At 50.6% G+C, this 17,345-nt stretch carries 16 protein-coding genes and 1 tRNA gene; 7 read left to right on the plus strand and 10 right to left on the minus strand.

The genetic code is table 11. The features are described from left to right. Positions 1-7: 7 nt before the first annotated feature. The 7 genes from CEK71_RS14455 (at position 8) to CEK71_RS14485 (ending at position 7,104) form a co-directional block, all read left to right on the plus strand. Positions 8-496: a protein YgfX gene (locus CEK71_RS14455; RefSeq protein WP_088620043.1), complete on the plus strand. Its 489-nt coding sequence runs from the start codon at positions 8-10 to the stop codon at positions 494-496. A 99-nt stretch (positions 497-595) separates the two neighbouring features. Then, positions 596-838, plus strand: a complete 243-nt coding sequence (hfq, locus tag CEK71_RS14460) for an RNA chaperone Hfq (RefSeq protein ID WP_088620044.1) — start codon at positions 596-598, stop codon at positions 836-838. A gap of 56 nt (positions 839-894) precedes the next feature. Then, positions 895-2,160: a ribosome rescue GTPase HflX gene (hflX, locus tag CEK71_RS14465; RefSeq protein ID WP_088620045.1), complete on the plus strand. Its 1,266-nt coding sequence runs from the start codon at positions 895-897 to the stop codon at positions 2,158-2,160. A gap of 227 nt (positions 2,161-2,387) precedes the next feature. Continuing rightward, positions 2,388-3,617: an FtsH protease activity modulator HflK gene (hflK, locus tag CEK71_RS14470; protein ID WP_088620046.1), complete on the plus strand. Its 1,230-nt coding sequence runs from the start codon at positions 2,388-2,390 to the stop codon at positions 3,615-3,617. Further along, a complete protein-coding gene (hflC, locus tag CEK71_RS14475) occupies positions 3,614-4,474 on the plus strand; it encodes a protease modulator HflC (protein ID WP_088620047.1) in 861 nt (286 codons plus the stop codon). The genes hflK and hflC overlap by 4 nt, the downstream gene beginning before the upstream one ends. Before the next feature lie 86 nt (positions 4,475-4,560). After that, positions 4,561-5,763, plus strand: coding sequence for an ATP phosphoribosyltransferase regulatory subunit (locus CEK71_RS14480; protein WP_088620048.1), 1,203 nt, complete (start codon positions 4,561-4,563; stop codon positions 5,761-5,763). 48 nt (positions 5,764-5,811) lie between these two features. Next, complete coding sequence (locus CEK71_RS14485) at positions 5,812-7,104, plus strand: adenylosuccinate synthase (protein ID WP_088620049.1); 1,293 nt, start codon at positions 5,812-5,814, stop codon at positions 7,102-7,104. Between the two features lie 157 nt (positions 7,105-7,261). Here the strand turns inward: CEK71_RS14485 and pnp are convergent, their stop codons facing one another. From pnp to CEK71_RS14535, 10 genes are all read right to left on the minus strand, one after another. Then, positions 7,262-9,340: a polyribonucleotide nucleotidyltransferase gene (pnp, locus tag CEK71_RS14490; protein ID WP_088620050.1), complete on the minus strand. Its 2,079-nt coding sequence runs from the start codon at positions 9,338-9,340 to the stop codon at positions 7,262-7,264. An 81-nt stretch (positions 9,341-9,421) separates the two neighbouring features. Then, complete coding sequence (rpsO, locus tag CEK71_RS14495) at positions 9,422-9,691, minus strand: 30S ribosomal protein S15 (protein ID WP_088620051.1); 270 nt, start codon at positions 9,689-9,691, stop codon at positions 9,422-9,424. A 150-nt stretch (positions 9,692-9,841) separates the two neighbouring features. Further along, positions 9,842-10,744, minus strand: coding sequence for a tRNA pseudouridine(55) synthase TruB (gene truB / locus CEK71_RS14500; RefSeq protein ID WP_088620052.1), 903 nt, complete (start codon positions 10,742-10,744; stop codon positions 9,842-9,844). A gap of 42 nt (positions 10,745-10,786) precedes the next feature. After that, on the minus strand, positions 10,787-11,068 hold the full coding sequence (locus CEK71_RS14505) for a hypothetical protein (protein ID WP_088620053.1): 282 nt from the start codon (positions 11,066-11,068) through the stop codon (positions 10,787-10,789). Then, entirely contained in the window at positions 11,040-11,426 is a 387-nt protein-coding gene (gene rbfA, locus CEK71_RS14510; protein ID WP_088620054.1) for a 30S ribosome-binding factor RbfA, read from the minus strand. Before rbfA ends, CEK71_RS14505 begins: the two co-directional genes overlap by 29 nt. A gap of 3 nt (positions 11,427-11,429) precedes the next feature. Then, complete coding sequence (gene infB / locus CEK71_RS14515) at positions 11,430-14,201, minus strand: translation initiation factor IF-2 (protein WP_088620055.1); 2,772 nt, start codon at positions 14,199-14,201, stop codon at positions 11,430-11,432. Positions 14,202-14,213: 12 nt separating this feature from the next. After that, positions 14,214-15,728: a transcription termination factor NusA gene (gene nusA, locus CEK71_RS14520; protein ID WP_088620056.1), complete on the minus strand. Its 1,515-nt coding sequence runs from the start codon at positions 15,726-15,728 to the stop codon at positions 14,214-14,216. Then, positions 15,718-16,218, minus strand: a complete 501-nt coding sequence (gene rimP / locus CEK71_RS14525) for a ribosome maturation factor RimP (protein WP_088620057.1) — start codon at positions 16,216-16,218, stop codon at positions 15,718-15,720. Before rimP ends, nusA begins: the two co-directional genes overlap by 11 nt. A gap of 124 nt (positions 16,219-16,342) precedes the next feature. Continuing rightward, positions 16,343-16,419, minus strand: a tRNA-Met gene (locus CEK71_RS14530). A 109-nt stretch (positions 16,420-16,528) separates the two neighbouring features. After that, positions 16,529-17,173: a uracil-DNA glycosylase gene (locus CEK71_RS14535; protein ID WP_088620058.1), complete on the minus strand. Its 645-nt coding sequence runs from the start codon at positions 17,171-17,173 to the stop codon at positions 16,529-16,531. Positions 17,174-17,345: the final 172 nt, after the last annotated feature.

Here is a 17,345-nt window from a genome sequence, read left to right on the forward strand (position 1 = left end):
CGTAGCCATGACCGAATTTCCTTTAATTTGCTCAAAACGCTTAAAAATAGCCTTAACGGGCGGTTATACGCTGGCGGTGTGCGCCTGTTTCAGCAACGCCCTGCCACTCATGGTGCAAGGGTTGCTGGCAACGGCAGTGCTGAGCCACTATCGCCGCGCCCTCAGCTGTTGCCGGCCGATGTGGCGTACCTTAAGATACAGCACGGCTTTGGGCTGGGAAGTGGCCGATAGCGGCGATTTTAGCGCGGTGCAAATTTTACCCACGACCGTCATGACCACTTTTGCATTATTTTTGCATGTTGAAATTCGGGGCAACCATACCCATATCAAACCCACGGGCCTGTTTGACCGCATCATCCCGCCTAATCGGCATACGCTATTGCTGTTGCCAGATAGCGTATTAGGCCAAGGCGCGTATCGTCGCCTTGTTGTCAAACTAAAAACCACATATAAAATTAAAAGCAAGTCATCGAATCTATTGGTAAAATCTACCTAACCGACACAGCAAGCGTTTTGTTTGCCAGATTATGATTTGTATTGACTGATAATTGCAGTTATCTTAACCAGCATTTCTATAAAAATAAGGAGAAATCGGATGTCAAAAGGCCAAAATTTGCAGGACAACTTTTTAAACACCCTCAGAAAAGAACATACCCCCGTATCTATTTTTCTGGTCAACGGCATCAAGCTGCAAGGCAAAGTCGATTCGTTCGACCAGTATGTGATTATGCTGAAAAATACCGTCAGCCAAATGGTGTATAAACACGCCATTTCTACTATCGTCCCCAGCAAAGCGGTTAAAATGACCCGCGAAGGCGATGACAGCAGCGATGAGTAAGATGATGCCACATCGCCAACTTATCCCCTTATCCTTCTGCTTTAATGAGGCACTAATTGTTTGACCGTCCTGATTCAGGTGAACGGGCTGTTCTTGTTCATCTGACCTTTCATACCGGACAGGAAGATCTTGCAGAACTTAAAGAACTGGCTAAATCCGCCGGAACTGATCCTGTCTATGTTGTCACTGGTAGCCGCAAACGCCCCGATGCCAAATACTTTATGGGCACGGGCAAACTTGACGAGCTAAAACTCGCCGTCCAAGACTATGCCGCCGATGTCGTACTCGTCAACCATCCGCTATCGCCCAGCCAAGAACGTAACTTGGAAGGCTATCTGGGGGTGCGGGTAGTCGACAGAAACGGCTTGATCTTGGATATTTTTGCCCAGCGGGCGCAATCTTTTGAAGGCAAACTCCAAGTCGAATTGGCGCAGCTTAAGCATTTGTCAACCCGTTTGGTACGCGGCTGGACGCATTTGGAGCGGCAAAAAGGCGGTATCGGCTTAAGAGGGCCAGGTGAAACCCAGTTGGAAACCGACCGCCGCCTATTAGCCGGGCGCATCAAACAAATCCAACAACGCTTGGATAAAGTCGACAAACAACGCCACCAGGGGCGCAGCCAACGCAAAAAAGCCGAAATCCCTACCGTCTCCCTGGTCGGCTACACGAATGCCGGGAAATCGACGCTATTTAACCAACTGACCGGGGCGGGCATTTATGCAGCAGACCAATTGTTCGCCACCCTAGACCCGACCTTGCGTAGCGTCCAACTGGCCAACAATAGCGAAATTGTCTTAGCCGATACGGTAGGCTTTATCCGCCACCTGCCGCATGAGCTGGTCGCCGCGTTTAAATCGACCCTACAGGAAGCCAGCGAAGCGGAGTTATTGCTGCACGTTATTGATGCCCACAGCGATGACCGTGATACCATCATTGCCCAAGTCAACCTAGTGCTGACCGAAATACAAGCCGATACCGTCAAGCAAATCGAAGTGTTCAACAAAATCGATCTGCTCGACGGCATCCTGCCGCATATTGACCGCGATGATGCGGGCAATCCGGTGCGGGTTTGGTTATCGGCGGAAACCGGTGCGGGCATGGAGCTTTTAGTGCAGGTTCTCGTGGAGCTGTTTGCCAGCACCAAAGTGACCCGCCGCTGCTTTTTGACCCCGCAACAAGGCGGCATCCGCGCTAAATTATTTACTTGCGCAAAAATCATTGCCGAGGATATTGATGAACTGGGTGCCAGCGAACTGGTCGTACAAATAGATGTCAAGCACTTAGGCCTGTTAAAAGAAGTTAAGACCGAAGAGCTGCCTTAACGAATGGCCTTAGCGGGCTTTGGCACAGACAGGCTACGACAGGCTAAACCTCAAAGCACTTGGAGATGTCTTACCTATCTCCGGGTGTTTTCGTGTTTTTAAGGCATTTACGCTAAAATAGCCGATAAGTATTGCTGCCTGTAAAGGCAAACGCTTTCATGCTGAAGGCCGACAACACATCCTACGGGATCAAATAACAGTAAAATAATCCATACGGAGCATAAAATATGTCGTGGAATGAGCCTGGCGGCGATAAAAAAGACCCCTGGAGCGGGCGGGGAGACAAGAATGGGCCTCCCGATCTTGATGAAGCCCTGCGGTCTTTACAAGAAAAATTAGGCAAACTGTTTGGCGGTGGCGAGGGCGGCGGCAATTCAAGCAACGATTCCAGCCCCCCAATGAAAGGCCTGACCGCCATTGCCGCCGGTGTGGCGGTTTTTTTATGGGGTATAACCGGCTTTTATGTCGTCGATGAAGGTAACCACGGCGTCGAGACCCGTTTCGGCAAATACACCACCATTACCCAATCCGGCCTGCATTGGCATCTGCCCGCCCCTATCGAACAAGTCAATATCGTCAACGTTAAGCAACAACGTTTTATCGAAGTCGGATACCGTAGCGCGGGCAGCGAACAAAGCGGTTCGGTATTGAAAGAAGCGCTGATGCTGACCAAAGATGAAAACTATGTCGACGTGCGCCTTGCGGTGCAATACCAAGTAAAAGATGCCAAAGACTTTATTTTTAATATCGTCAACCCGGCCGCCACGCTGAAACAAGTTACCGAAAGCGCCCAGCGCGGCGTGATCGGCAGCAGCACCATGGATTTTGTCTTAACCGAAGGCCGTAGCGAAATTGTCACCCAGATCAAAAAAGAAATCCAAGACGTGATGGACAGCTACCATTCCGGCATCCAAATCACCAGCGTCAACCTGCAAGATGCGCAACCTCCCGAACAGGTGCAAAACGCCTTCGCCGATGCCATTAAGGCGCGTGAAGACGAACAGCGCCTGATCAACGAAGCCGAAGCCTACTCTAACGATGTTGTGCCTAAAGCGCGTGGGGCGGCGGCCAGAAAGATGCAAGAAGCGGAAGGCTACAAAGAACAAGTCATCGCCCAAGCCGAAGGTGAGAGCAGCCGTTTTGCCAAATTATATGCCGAATACAGCAAAGCCCCCGACGTAACCCGCAAACGTCTCTATATTGACGCAATGGAAGCGGTGTTCTCGGAAACCAATACCGTAATGGTTGATGTGAAAGGCGGCAACAATATGATGTATTTGCCGTTAGATAAAATGCTGCCGCATAAACCCGCCAGCCAGCCTGCCAACAGCAATCCGGTGCAAAACAGCAATGAACCCGCCGCAACGCCAGCCGCCGCCCCTGCGTCCGCAGCCGTCGACGAGCATAGTGTTGACCGGGCTACCAGTCGTGGTCGTGATGTAAGGGGCCGTCAATGATACAAAATAAAATAGCCGCCGGCGTTGCAGGTATCCTGCTGATCGCCGGCATGATGAGCCTGTTTACCGTCAAGGAAACAGAAAAAGCCATTAAATTCCGCTTTGGTGAAATCATTAAAAGCGATTACGCACCTGGCCTGCATTTTAGGATACCGCTGATCAACACCGTCAAATTGTTTGATGCGCGTATCCAAACCATGGATTCCAGGCCGGAACGCTTTTTGACCGCCGAAAAGAAAAACGTCATTGTCGACTCGTTCGTCAAATGGCGGATTGGTGATGTCACTAAATTTTATACCGTCGTGGCGGGTGATATTGACCAAGCCAATTTGCGCTTGGACCAAATCATTAAAGACGCTTTTCGCGGCGAATTCAGCAAACGCAACATCAAGCAATTGGTATCCACCGACCGCAGCGCTATCCGGGAAATTTTGATCAATAATTCCAAGTCCATAGCGGCTAGTTTAGGTATGGAAATTATTGACGTGCAAGTCATGCGCATCGATTTGCCTGACGAAGTCAGCGCCTCGGTGTTCAGCCGTATGGAAGCCGAACGTGAGCGGGTCGCGCGGGAATTCCGCTCCCAAGGCGCGGAAGCGGCGGAGCGGATACGCGCCGATGCCGACCGCCAGCGCGTCGTCACCTTAGCGAACGCCTACCGTGATGCCGAAAAATTACGCGGTGAAGGCGACGCGAAAGCCTCAGAAATTTATGCCCAAGCCTACGGCCAAGATCCTGAGTTTTTTACCTTCTACCGCAGCCTGAATGCGTATAAGAAAACCTTTACCAATTCCGGCATGATTGTGCTGGATCCTGACTCTGATTTCTTCCAATATTTTAAGAAACAGACAAAATGAAGTAAGCTATCGCCTCTACAGATTTTCAAAACACCAAAACGCTCCGCCTGTGCGGGGCGTTTTGTTTGAGTGGGACTTAAAAACACATGCAACAACAAAACTCGTGGCTTTTGCCCGAAGGCATTGAAGAAACTTTGCCGACTGAGGCCAAACATCTGGAAGCACTGCGCAACAAGCTTCTCGAGCGCTTTGCCTGCTGGGGTTATGACCTCGTCATACCACCTTTTATCGATTTCCTCGATTCGCTGCTGATCGGTTCAGGCCATGATTTGGACCTGCAAACATTTAAGCTGACCGATCAAATCAGCGGTAAAATGCTCGGCATCCGTGCCGACATGACTCCGCAAGTCGCCCGGATAGATGCGCATAACCTTAAGCACACCTGCCCTACCCGCCTGTGTTATGCCGGGACGGTGCTGCATACGCGTGGCGACCCGCTGGAAAAGACCCGCAGCCCTATGCAAATCGGCGCGGAACTGTATGGCCATGCGGGTAAAGAAAGCGATTTTGAAGTCATTTGCCTGATGCTGGAAATGCTCGCCGTCACTGGCCTGCAAAATGTGCATCTGGATTTGGGGCATGTCGGCATTTACCGCGCCTTAGCCGAGCAAGCCGATTTGTCCGTCGCCCAAGAAAGCGAACTGTTCGCCATTTTACAACGCAAAGCCAAACCGGAACTGGCGGAACTGATGGACGGTTATGCCATCAACGGCGACTTGAAACAACTCTTTTTGGCCTTGCCGGAACTCAACGGCGACCACACCGTATTGGTAAAAGCACAAACCTTATTGGCTCAAGCGGGCGATGCCGTCAACCAAGCCCTAGCAGACTTGACCGCCATCGCCGGACAACTAGCCAACCGTTTCCCGCACTTGGCGATCAGCTTCGACTTGGCGGAACTGCGCGGCTACCATTACCACACAGGTATGGTCTTCGCCGCCTTTGTCCCTAAGGTAGGCCGAGAAATTGCCCGGGGCGGACGTTACGACAATATCGGCAAAGTCTTTGGCAGGGCGCGTCCGGCCACCGGTTTCAGCGCCGACTTGAAACTGCTATCGGCACTCAGCAAACAAAGCTTTTCCTGCCCGCCCCGCGAACTGATTTTCGCGCCTTATCATGATGATGCCGACTTAGCGACCGCCATCAGAGACTTACGCGCCCAACAACGGGCAGTTATCCAGCAACTGCCGGGGCAAACCGGTGGGGCGGCCGAATATGGCTGCACCGCCGTTTTAGTGCAAGAACAACAACACTGGGTTGTTAAACCTTTAAATTCGGCAACGGCCTAAGGCCTTTGCCCTACCCGCTGCATTTATGCAGCCGTAATTGGAGTTATTATGGGAAAAAATGTCATTGTTATCGGCACTCAATGGGGTGACGAAGGAAAGGGCAAACTGGTCGATTTATTGACCGAACAAGCACAAGCGGTGGTACGCTTCCAAGGTGGCCATAACGCGGGCCATACCTTGGTCATCAAAGGCGAAAAAACTGTTTTGCATCTGATCCCTTCGGGCATCCTCCGCGACAATGTCCAATGCCTGATCGGCAACGGTGTCGTGCTCTCCCCCAAAGCTTTACTGGAAGAAATTGAGATCCTTGAAAAAGCCGGTATCAACGTCCGTAACCGCCTGTTAATCAGTGAGGCTTGTACCCTAATCCTGCCCGTGCATGTCGCCATTGACCAAGCCCGCGAAAAAGCGCGTGGCAGCAAAGCCATCGGCACGACCGGACGCGGCATAGGCCCGGCCTACGAAGATAAAGCAGGCCGCAGAGGTTTACGCGCGGGGGATTTTAAAAATCCTACCGCCTTCGCCGAAAAGCTGAAAGAGTTATTGGAATATCACAATTTTATGTTGACCGAGTATTTCCATGTCGATGCCGTCGACTACCAACAAACCTTAGACGAAGCCTTGGCGTTTGGTGAGCAGATCAAGCCAATGCTGTGCGATGTCAGCGAAACGCTGTACCAACATCAAGCCGAAGGCAGCAACCTATTATTTGAAGGGGCGCAAGGCGCGTTATTGGATGTCGACCACGGCACCTTCCCCTACGTCACCTCTTCCAGCACCACCGCAGGTGGTGCCGCCACCGGTAGCGGCGTAGGCTTGCTGAACTTTGACTATGTCTTAGGCATTACCAAAGCTTACTCAACGCGCGTCGGCAACGGCCCTTTCCCTAGCGAATTGCACGATGCCAACGGCGAACACCTCAGCGCCAAAGGCTTTGAAGTCGGTGCCACCACCGGACGCAAACGCCGTTGCGGTTGGTTTGATGCCGTCGCCATGCGCAAATCCGCCAAATTGAACAGCTTAAGCGGCATTTGCCTGACTAAGCTGGATGTCTTAGACGGCATGGAAAGCGTCGGTATCTGCACAGGCTACCGCCTAAAAGGTGAAATCACTAATATCGCGCCGTTAGGGGCAGACCAATACGGAGAATGCGAGGCGATTATTGAACAAATGCCGGGCTGGAGCGACCCCACAGCCGGTATCACCGACTATGACGCACTGCCTGCAAACGCCAAAGCCTACATCAAACGTATTGAAGACCTGGTGGGCATTAAAGTCACTATTTTGTCCACAGGCCCTGACCGTGATGAGACTATTATCCTTGAGCATCCGTTTGCTTAAGAACGTATGAGAAATAACCAGCGAGACTTGTCAGGTTACTAAAACCTGAAAAGTCTCGCTGGTAACTTTAGCGCTATGGCTATTTTCCGGCACGTTTTAACGGGTAATAAAAAAGGGTCTTTCGACCCTTTTTTATTACCCGTTAAAACCGATAAACTTATTCTTTATCCGCTTCTTTCATGCTCAATCTGACCCGGCCTTGGCGGTCGATTTCCAGCACTTTTACGCGTACCATATCGCCTTCGTTCAGCTTGTCGCTGACTTTATCGACATGTTCATCGGAAATTTGCGAGATATGCACCAAACCGTCTTTACCTGGCAAGATAGTGACAAATGCGCCAAAATCCATCAGACGGACAACTTTGCCTTCGTAGACTTTGCCCACTTCGACTTCTTCGGTGATTTCGGCAATCATGCGGCGGGCTTCTTCGCCAGCGGCTTTATCAACCGAGGCAATCTTCACTACACCATCATCGCTCAGATCAACGCTGGCACCCGTGACTTCGGTAATGCCGCGAATCGTCGCGCCACCTTTACCGATAACTTCGCGGATTTTGCTAGGGTCAATTTTGAAGGTAATGATGCGCGGTGCGAAGTCGGACATTTCTTCGCGGGTTGATGACAAGGCTTTGTTCATCTCGCTGAGAATATGCAAACGGCCTACTTTCGCTTGTTCCAAGGCAGTTTTCATGATTTCGGCAGTGATGCCGTCAATCTTGATGTCCATTTGCAAAGCGGTAATGCCCTGTTCGGAGCCTGCCACTTTAAAATCCATATCGCCTAAATGGTCTTCATCGCCCATGATGTCCGACAAGACCGCAAAACGGTCGCCTTCCTTAATCAGACCCATAGCAATACCGGCCACTGGTGTACTGATAGGCACACCCGCATCCATCAGCGCCAAAGAACTGCCGCACACGGAAGCCATTGAGCTGGAACCGTTCGATTCGGTAATCTCAGACACCACACGGATAGTGTAAGGAAATTCTTCCATATTGGGCAATACGGCGGCAACACCGCGTTTCGCCAAACGGCCATGACCAATTTCACGGCGCTTAGGTGAACCGACTTGTCCAGTTTCGCCAACGCTGTAAGGAGGGAAGTTGTAGTGGAGCATGAACGGTTCTTTATATTCACCCGCCAAAGCGTCGATGATTTGGGCATCGCGCTGGGTACCTAAGGTGGCAACCACTAATGCCTGGGTTTCGCCGCGTGTGAACAACGCCGAACCGTGGGTTCTTGGCAATACGCCCGTTCTGATACTGATCGGGCGGATAGAATCTAAGGCGCGGCCATCAATACGTTTGCTGTCATCAAGGATAGCGTTACGGACGATTTTCGCTTCCAGATGCTCGATAATTGCACGGATAGCATTGGCGGTATAATCACCGTCAGCCGTCAATTTTTCAACTACGGCATGTCTGATTGCCTTAAGTTGCTCTTGTCTGATCAGTTTTTCGGCGATTTGATAAGCTTCGGTGATGCTGGCTTCGACTTCGGCTGTCACTTTGCTGACTAATTCGACATTGGCTTCAGGGGCTTCCCAAGATACCGCACCTTTGCCCGCCGCATTGGCGAAATCATTGATGGCATCAATCGCCGTCTGCATTTGTTCGTGACCAAACAGCACCGCACCGAGCATAACTTCTTCGGACAAGCCGACCGCTTCGGATTCGACCATCAACACCGCATGGGCAGTACCTGCAACGACTAGGGTCAGCTGTGAGGTTTTTAGTGCCGCAGGTGATGGGTTTAACAGATAGCCGCCGTCCTGATAACCGACACAGGCCGCACCGATAGGGCCGTTAAAAGGCAAACCGGATACGGCCAAAGCCGCTGACGCGCCTAACAGGGCCGGAATTTCTGGGTCTACTTCTGGGTTTAAAGACACCACAGTAGCGATAATTTGAACTTCGTTAGTATAGCCTTCAGGGAAAAGCGGGCGTATCGGTCTGTCTATCAAGCGGGACGTTAGCGTTTCTTGCTCGCTGGGCCGCCCTTCGCGTTTGAAAAAGCCCCCTGGGATTTTTCCGGCCGCATAGGCTTTTTCTTGATAATTGACGGTTAACGGGAAGAAATCCCCGCCAGTGGCTTCTTTTTTAGCAACGACAGTCACCAATAAGGTGGTGCCGTCAACGTCGATTATCACAGCGCCGTCAGCTTGACGTGCTATCTCGCCAGTTTCCAATGTTACTGTGCGTGCGCCGTATTGAAATACTTTCCTGATAGGATTCACTATAAGATTCCTTTGTGTAGAGGTTCGGGTAGGGGTATTGCAACAATACCCCTACTGAGGTTGTAGCGTTTCTTGGTTGGCTTATTTACGCAGACCCAGACGTTCGATCAATGAACGGTAACGGGCAATATCTTTGTTTTTCAGATAATCTAACAGCTTACGGCGTTGGTTAACCATACGCAACAAACCACGGCGGGAGTGGTTGTCTTTTTTGTGTGCCGCAAAATGCGGAGTCAAATGGGTGATATGGGCAGTCAGTAAGGCAACTTGCACTTCTGGGGAGCCTGTGTCGGTTTCTGATAAACGGTAAGCTTCAACAACGGCTTTCTTTTGTTCTGCGGTAAATGGCATTTTTTGATAATCCCTATAAGATTAAAGTATAAAAAATAAAGCCGCCTTAGGCGACTTAAGAAAATCCTGCCCCGCGATAGGGTGTAGGGCAGGCTGGCAGGGCATAAAAATTTATGCCCTTAAAAGGCAGAGCGGTGGATTTTCGCCCCTCTACCCGTTAATATTAAACAACTTTTTCGGGGCTATTTTACCATCCAATAGCATTTCCCCCAAACCCAAAAACAACGGGCCTTCATATAAGCGGACACTCCCTTCGATGCTGGCCGGATAAGCAATCGTTTGCCCATAACGGATACTGATCGCTTGCGCCTCGGATAACTGCACTGACGGCAAGCCTGCTAAAGGCTTATCGACTGCAATTAAGGTAGCCAATAAGGTCGGCATGTCCATCGCCGCCAATTCTTCCAAGGTTTTGGCCTCAGTCAGGGAAAACTGCCCAGCCGCCAAGCGCCGCAAAGCCGTCACTGTGCCGCAAGTGCCTAAGGCATGGCCGATGTCTTCCGCTAACGAGCGGATGTAAGTGCCTTTGGAACAGGCCACTTCCAGCATGAGCTGGTCGGCGGTCGCGCTGAGCAAAACCAGTTCATAAATATGGATATGCCGGGCTTTGCGCTCAACCGTAATGCCTTCCCTAGCCAATTCATAGAGTTTTTTGCCCTGATGCTTTAAGGCCGAATACATCGGCGGCACTTGCTCGATGGCACCGGTAAACTGCCGCAAACAGGCGGCAATAGCGTCCTGGGTCAATGGCGGTACAGGCAGGGTGGCAATCACCGCCCCTTCGGCATCGCCCGTGTCGGTCATCACCCCTAACTGCACCGTCACCTGATAACGCTTATCATCGTCCAACATCAGCGCCGACACCTTAGTCGCCTCGCCAAAACACAGCGGCAGCAAACCGCTGGCCAAAGGATCTAACGCCCCGGTATGCCCGGCTTTATTGGCATTAAACAAGCGGCGGACTTCCTGTAAGGCTTTGTTGGAAGACACGCCTAAGCGTTTGTCCAACAAAATGATGCCGTGGATATTAAGGCCAGAGGTACGTTTGCTCATTGATTAAAAAACGCTGTAAAAATACCGATAGTTGACTGATAGTCACATATCATCAATATTAAATTGATAACCGGAAAAATAGGTAAACGCTTTGGGGTTTCTTTGCCAAATGTCATTCAATATCGGCGTAATCAGCAATTCCGATTTGGCTTTTTCCGACTGTAACGGCAATTGCTGGTTGTTCGCCAGCACCTGCCGCAATAAATCACTAGGCTGTATAGGCAGGATGTGCGTGAATAATTTCAGCCCTACTACATCAATCGCTAACTCTTTTAAATCGGCGTATCCGTTGACATTATGATTCGTCTTCCGGCAAATCTTCAACCGGCAACTCCTTCGCCACCTCGCTTAACAACGCCGCCACCCGCATCCCCGTATCAAACGAATCGTCGTAATGGAAACGCAACTCAGCAATATGGCGCAGGCGCATCCGTTTGGCAAGTTCGTGGCGGATTTGCGGGGCCAGTTCGTTCAGGCATTTTTGGTTGGCGCGTTTGCCTGCTTCATCGGTATTCAATACCGTGAAGTAGACTTTCGCGACGGCGAGGTCACGGGTGACCTCGACCTCGTTAATGGTGACAAAGCCTAAGCGCGGATCATCAATATCCCGTTGCAGAATGAACGACAGCTCTTTCTGCATTTGCGAGGAGACACGGTCTTTACGACCATACACGTTACCCATACTTTACAATACCCGTTTGACTTCAGTGCGTTCAAAGACTTCGATTTGGTCGCCCGCCTGCACGTCGTTGTAGTTTTTCACGCCGATACCGCATTCCATGCCCATTTTGACTTCTGATGCATCGTCTTTAAAGCGGCGTAAGGATTCTAACTGGCCTTCAAAAATCACCACGTTTTCGCGTAGGACGCGGATCGGTAGATTACGTTTAACAAAACCGTCAATGACCATACATCCGGCAATCGCACCGAATTTCGGTGAGCGGAACACATCCCGCACTTCGGCAAGACCGACGATATGCTCCCTGATTTCAGGGGCTAACATACCGCTGATGGATTTTTTGACTTCATCAATCGCATCATAAATGACGCTGTAATAATGCAAATCCACACCTTTTTCTTCGATCAGGCGGCGTGAAGTGGCATCGGCACGGACGTTAAAGCCGATCAGGATAGCGCCCGAAGCCAAAGCCAAATTGACATCGCCTTCGTTGATACCGCCGACCCCGCCAAAAATCACCTTCACTTCCACTTCGTCGTTGGACAAAGCCACTAACGAGCCGCGTAAGGCTTCCAAACTGCCTTGCACGTCGGTTTTAATGACCAGATTAACGCTGGCAAGCTCTCCGGCGGTCATGCGCGAGAACACTTCATCCAGTTTAGAGGCTTGTTGCGCGGCTTGACGGCTGAATTTCTTCCGGTCTTCACGGTGTTTCGCCAAATCTTTAGCGACCCGTTCGTTTTGGACGACCAAGAACTCGTCGCCCGCAAACGGCGTACCCGACAGGCCTAAAATTTCCACCGGCACCGAAGGGCCGGCTTCTTTAATGGCTTTGCCGTTTTCGTTAAACATCGCGCGGACGCGGCCATATTCATGGCCACATAAGACCATTTGGCCGTTTTCTAAGGTACCTTTTTGGATTAGCACCGTCGCGACTGCACCACGGCCTTTATCCAAACGCGATTCAATGACGATACCGGATGCCGCCCCTTCAACAGGCGCTTTTAACTCAAGAATTTCCGTTTGGACAATCAAAGCCTCGATCAGGTCGTCGATGCCCGCGCCAGTTTTGGCAGAAATCTTCAAGAATTGGACATCACCACCCCACTCTTCCGCCAAGACGTTAATAGTCGACAATTCCTGCATCACCTTGTCGGGATTGGCTTCCGGTTTGTCGATCTTGTTCATGGCGACAATAATCGGCACATTGGCGGCCCTTGCGTGTTCCACCGCTTCTTTGGTTTGCGGCATCACGCCGTCGTCGGCGGCAACCACCACGATGACCACGTCAGTGACATCAGCACCCCGGGCCCGCATAGCGGTAAACGCGGCGTGGCCTGGGGTATCAAGGAAGGTGACCGCACCGTGGTCGGTTTTGACCTGATACGCACCGATATGTTGGGTAATACCGCCCGCTTCGCCAGCGGCGACGCGGGTTTTACGGATATAATCCAGCAATGAGGTCTTACCGTGATCGACATGGCCCATAATGGTAACGATAGGGGCGCGGGGCAATTCCACGCGGTTATCTTCCATCAGCACTTCGGCGAGCATTTCTTGTTCAAGGTCGTCGTCGCTTTGCATGATAGGTTTATGGCCCATATCTTCAACTAAAATCACCGCCGTTTCTTGGTCGATGCTTTGGTTAATGGTCGCCATGATGCCTAGCTTCATCAGATGCTTAATGACCAGCGCGGCCTTGACGCTCATTTTTTGCGCCAGGTCAGAGACGATAATCATCTCAGGAATGGTGACTTCTTTAACAATCGGTGCGACCGGCATTTCAAACTGGTGACGGTTTTCCGAAGGCATAGCGACACGCGGACTTTGCTTGCCTTTCTTCTTGCCTTTTTTATTGTCTTTACCTGATGAAGTCCGCGCAGGTGCAGCAGCACCTTCTTCTTGCTTTTTCTTATACAGTTCTTGCTGTTTGGCGGCGGCTTGTTGCCTGACTTTTTCGGCGTTCTTTTTGATGGATTCTTCGAGACGGCGTTCTTTTTCTTGCTGTTTTTTTCTGACTTCGTCAGACTCTTTCGCTTTGATGGGCTTATCCTGCTTAACTTTTTTATCGTCCTTAATTTTTATCGTCGCGAATTTATCTTCGGGATCATTATCGTCGATCAAATCAGCATCGACTGCTGCCACAGGACGCGCCGCATCCGCACCTTTAGCCTTAGGCGCATGGTCAGGCTTGGCTTTGGGTTTATCTTGTGCTGTTTTTGTCGTCACGGTCTCAACCTCAGGAATAGATACAGGCTCATTAACCAGTTCCACCACTGGCTCAGGTACTGGTTCTGTGAGGGTCTCGACAACCGCAACCACAGCCTCTTGCGCAGGTTCAGATCCAGCCGCCCCAACCTGCTCAGGCACTACAGCCTCGACAACCGGCAACAGCGGTGCTGCTACGGTTTCGATAAGCGCCGGCTGCTGGACAACTTTAGGCACTTCCGCTTCCTTGTGCTCAGGGCGTTTGATAAAGGTTTTCTTTTTACGCACTTCAACGCTGATGGTTTTTGCAGAATTGCCGGGTGCGGTGGCCTGCTTGATTTCCGTTACTTTCCGGCGCTCTAACGTCACCCGTCTAGGTGATCCGGCGGTATTGTCTTCGGGCTTACCGTGACGCTTGCGCAAATGCCCAAGCAATTGCATTTTTTCATCTTCACTGATGACATCATCAGGGGAGCTGGCAGATAATCCTGCTTCTTTCAGTTGTTCTAATAATCGTTCCAAAGGTATTTTTACCACCTCTGCTAACTGCCGTACTGTTTTATCGCTCATTTGCTCCCCCTTTTACTCACTCTTTGCCTCGGCAAACCAAGGCTCACGCGCCTTCATAATCAATTCTGCCGCTCTTTCTTCAGTGATCCCCGAAAAATTCAACAAATCATCAATTGATTGCTCTGCCAAATCATCCATCGTCACAATACCTTGGCTCGCCAACTCGTAAGCCAAATCATCATCCATACCCGCCATTGCCAACAAATCTTCCGCAGGATGCACGGTTTCCCTCGTTTCCTCGGCGGCAATCGCGCTAATCAGTAACGCATCTTTGGCACGGCTTCTCAGCTCATTGACCAAATCCTCATCAAAACCTTCAATATCCAGCATTTCACTGACCGGCACATAAGCGATTTCTTCAACCGTATTAAAGCCCACTTCCGCCAAAATCAAGGCCACGTCGGCATCAATATCTAATTGATCCATAAACATTTGCTTAACTTTGCCGATTTCCGCTTCGCTGTTCAGCTCGGCTTTTGAGGCATCGATCACGTTCAATTCCCACCCGGTCAATTGCGAGGCTAAGCGGACGTTCTGGCCACCCCGACCGATAGCTTGGGACAAATTATCCGAACCTACCGCCAAATCCATGCTGTGCTTGTCTTCATCGACAATAATCGACTGGATTTCCGCAGGCGACATGGCGTTAATGACAAATTGCGCCTCGCTAGGATGCCAAAGAATAATGTCGACCCGCTCGCCCGCCAGTTCGTTAGTGACAGATTGCACTCTTGCGCCGCGCATACCCACGCAGGAGCCGACCGGATCTAAGCGCGGGTCATTGCTTTTAACCGCCAATTTGGCCCTAGAGCCAGGATCACGCGCCGCGCCCATAATAGAAATAGTGCCTTCGGCAATTTCCGGCACTTCCAAACGGAACAAAGCCACCAATAATTCGGGCGCGGTACGGCTGACGAACAGTTGCGGGCCACGTTGCTCCAGACGCACATCTTTCAGATAGCCCCTAATACGGTCGCCGATACGGATGGCTTCACGCGGGATCATATCTTCCTTAGCAATAAAGGCTTCGACATGACCGCCCAAATCCAAGAACACGCTGCCTTTTTCAATACGCTTAACGATACCCGTCACCAACTCACCCATACGCGATTGATACGCATCGACGATTTTCTTACGCTCGGCTTCGCGGACTTTTTGAATAATCGCCTGCTTGGCATGTTGGGCGGCAATTCGGCCAAAATCCACCGAATCGATCTCTTCCTCAACCACATCGCCGACTTTGATAGCCGGATCATCCAGTTGCGCCACTTCCAACAGCACTTGCGTGGTCGGAAATTCGACATCGCCGACGCAAGACGGATTAGGTGCAACCACATCCCATTGCCGATAGGTTTTATAATCGCCTGTTTTTCTGTCGATGGCGACCCGTGCTTTAATGGTGTTGATATGGCGCTTAACAGTAGCCGCTTCCAGTGCCGACTCTATCGCTTGAAAAACGACATCCTTATCAATTTCCTTTTCATTGGAAAAGACCTCTACCACCAATAAAATTTCTTTATTTGCCACTTCGAGCTCCTTTTTCGATGCTTTGATTAAATAAACTATTATCAGGTACCAAACGCGCCTTACTCATCGCACTGAACGGCACTGCAAAAATGTCTTCCCCTTCCTTAAGGGTAATCACATCATCCTCGACACCTTCAATCGAGCCTTTGATTTTTTTACGGTTGGCGATAGGCTTAAATAAATTGACCAAGACGGTGCTGCCGATATAGCGGGCAAACTGGCTGACCTTAAAAAAGGGCCTGTCTTCGCCCGGAGAGGAAACTTCCAAGTGATAGTTGTCGGGAATAGGGTCTTCAACATCTAAAATGCCACTGACCTGATGGCTGACCTTAGAACAATCGTCAACTAAAATGCCCTTGTCACTATCAATATAAATTCTTAACAGACCGTGCTTCGGATGCGGATGATAGTCGATGCCGACACATTCATAACCTAAACCTTCAACAACTGGCTCGATCAAGTTGACCAAATGCTCAGGAGCCTGCTTCATTGTTTTCCCCACTTACTTGCGCACAAAAAAAAAGAGCCAAAGGCTCTTCCATTAACAACCGATTGTAAGCTTCCACTATCCGAAGCCCTAAAAATAAAAAACCCCAAAATGGGGTTCCTTGATCTGGTAGCGGGGGCAGGATTTGAACCTACGACCTTCGGGTTATGAGCCCGACGAGCTACCAAGCTGCTCCACCCCGCGATTGATTTGAGTATTATAGACAGTTTATTTTATTTATCAAGCTATTTTTTAAATTTGTCATACAAATCACTTAATAAATCTGCTAGCGTCCGTCCACCTACGCGCCAGCCTATTGTTCTGTAAGCAATAACTGCTTAATAGCCGCAAAAACTTCGTGAAACATCGCCTGGGTCAGGCGTTTAGTTTGGATATTATAACGGCTGGTATGGTAAGAATCGACCAGCATCCGCCCGTCCGGTAAACGGTGCTGAACGTTATGCCCAAACCGCGCGTAACTGGCTTTTAAGCCATAAGCCTTTAAAACCGCTTGATGGGCAATCGTCCCTAAGGCTAAAATCACCGCATCGGGCGGCAAAGTTTGCAATTCGGCGGCCAGATAAGCGTTACACTGCTTAATTTCCCCTGGCGTGGGCTTGTTTTGCGGCGGCAAACACTTAACTGCATTCGTAATGCGGCAATTGCGCAACAGCAAACCATCATCTAATGAAGTAGACACAGGGCTGTTACCAAAACCGAAGGTATGCAAGGTCTCATACAGTAACAGCCCGGCATAATCACCCGTAAAAGGCCGGCCTGTAGCATTCGCCCCGTGCATCCCCGGAGCCAGCCCCACCACCAGCAACCGCGCGGCGGCATCGCCAAAAGGCGCGACGGGCAAAGCATGATAAGCAGGATACTGTTGCTTGACGGTACAGAGAAAATCCGCCAAGCGCGGGCATTGGCGGCAATCTTGGGCAAAAGGGGTTGCGGTCACGGTCGTTTAGAAAGTAGCGGAAATCCTGCCATAATAAATGACTTTGGCATATTATCAAGGCAAACCTGCCTGAACCTCAAACCGCAGCCCTCATAACAAAAACGGGGGACGCTTAGGACTCGGCATTTACCAGACAGGTTTTATTGACATACTTATTACCCCACTCCTTAGC

The organism is Methylovulum psychrotolerans, assembly GCF_002209385.1.
GTDB lineage: Bacteria > Pseudomonadota > Gammaproteobacteria > Methylococcales > Methylomonadaceae > Methylovulum > Methylovulum psychrotolerans.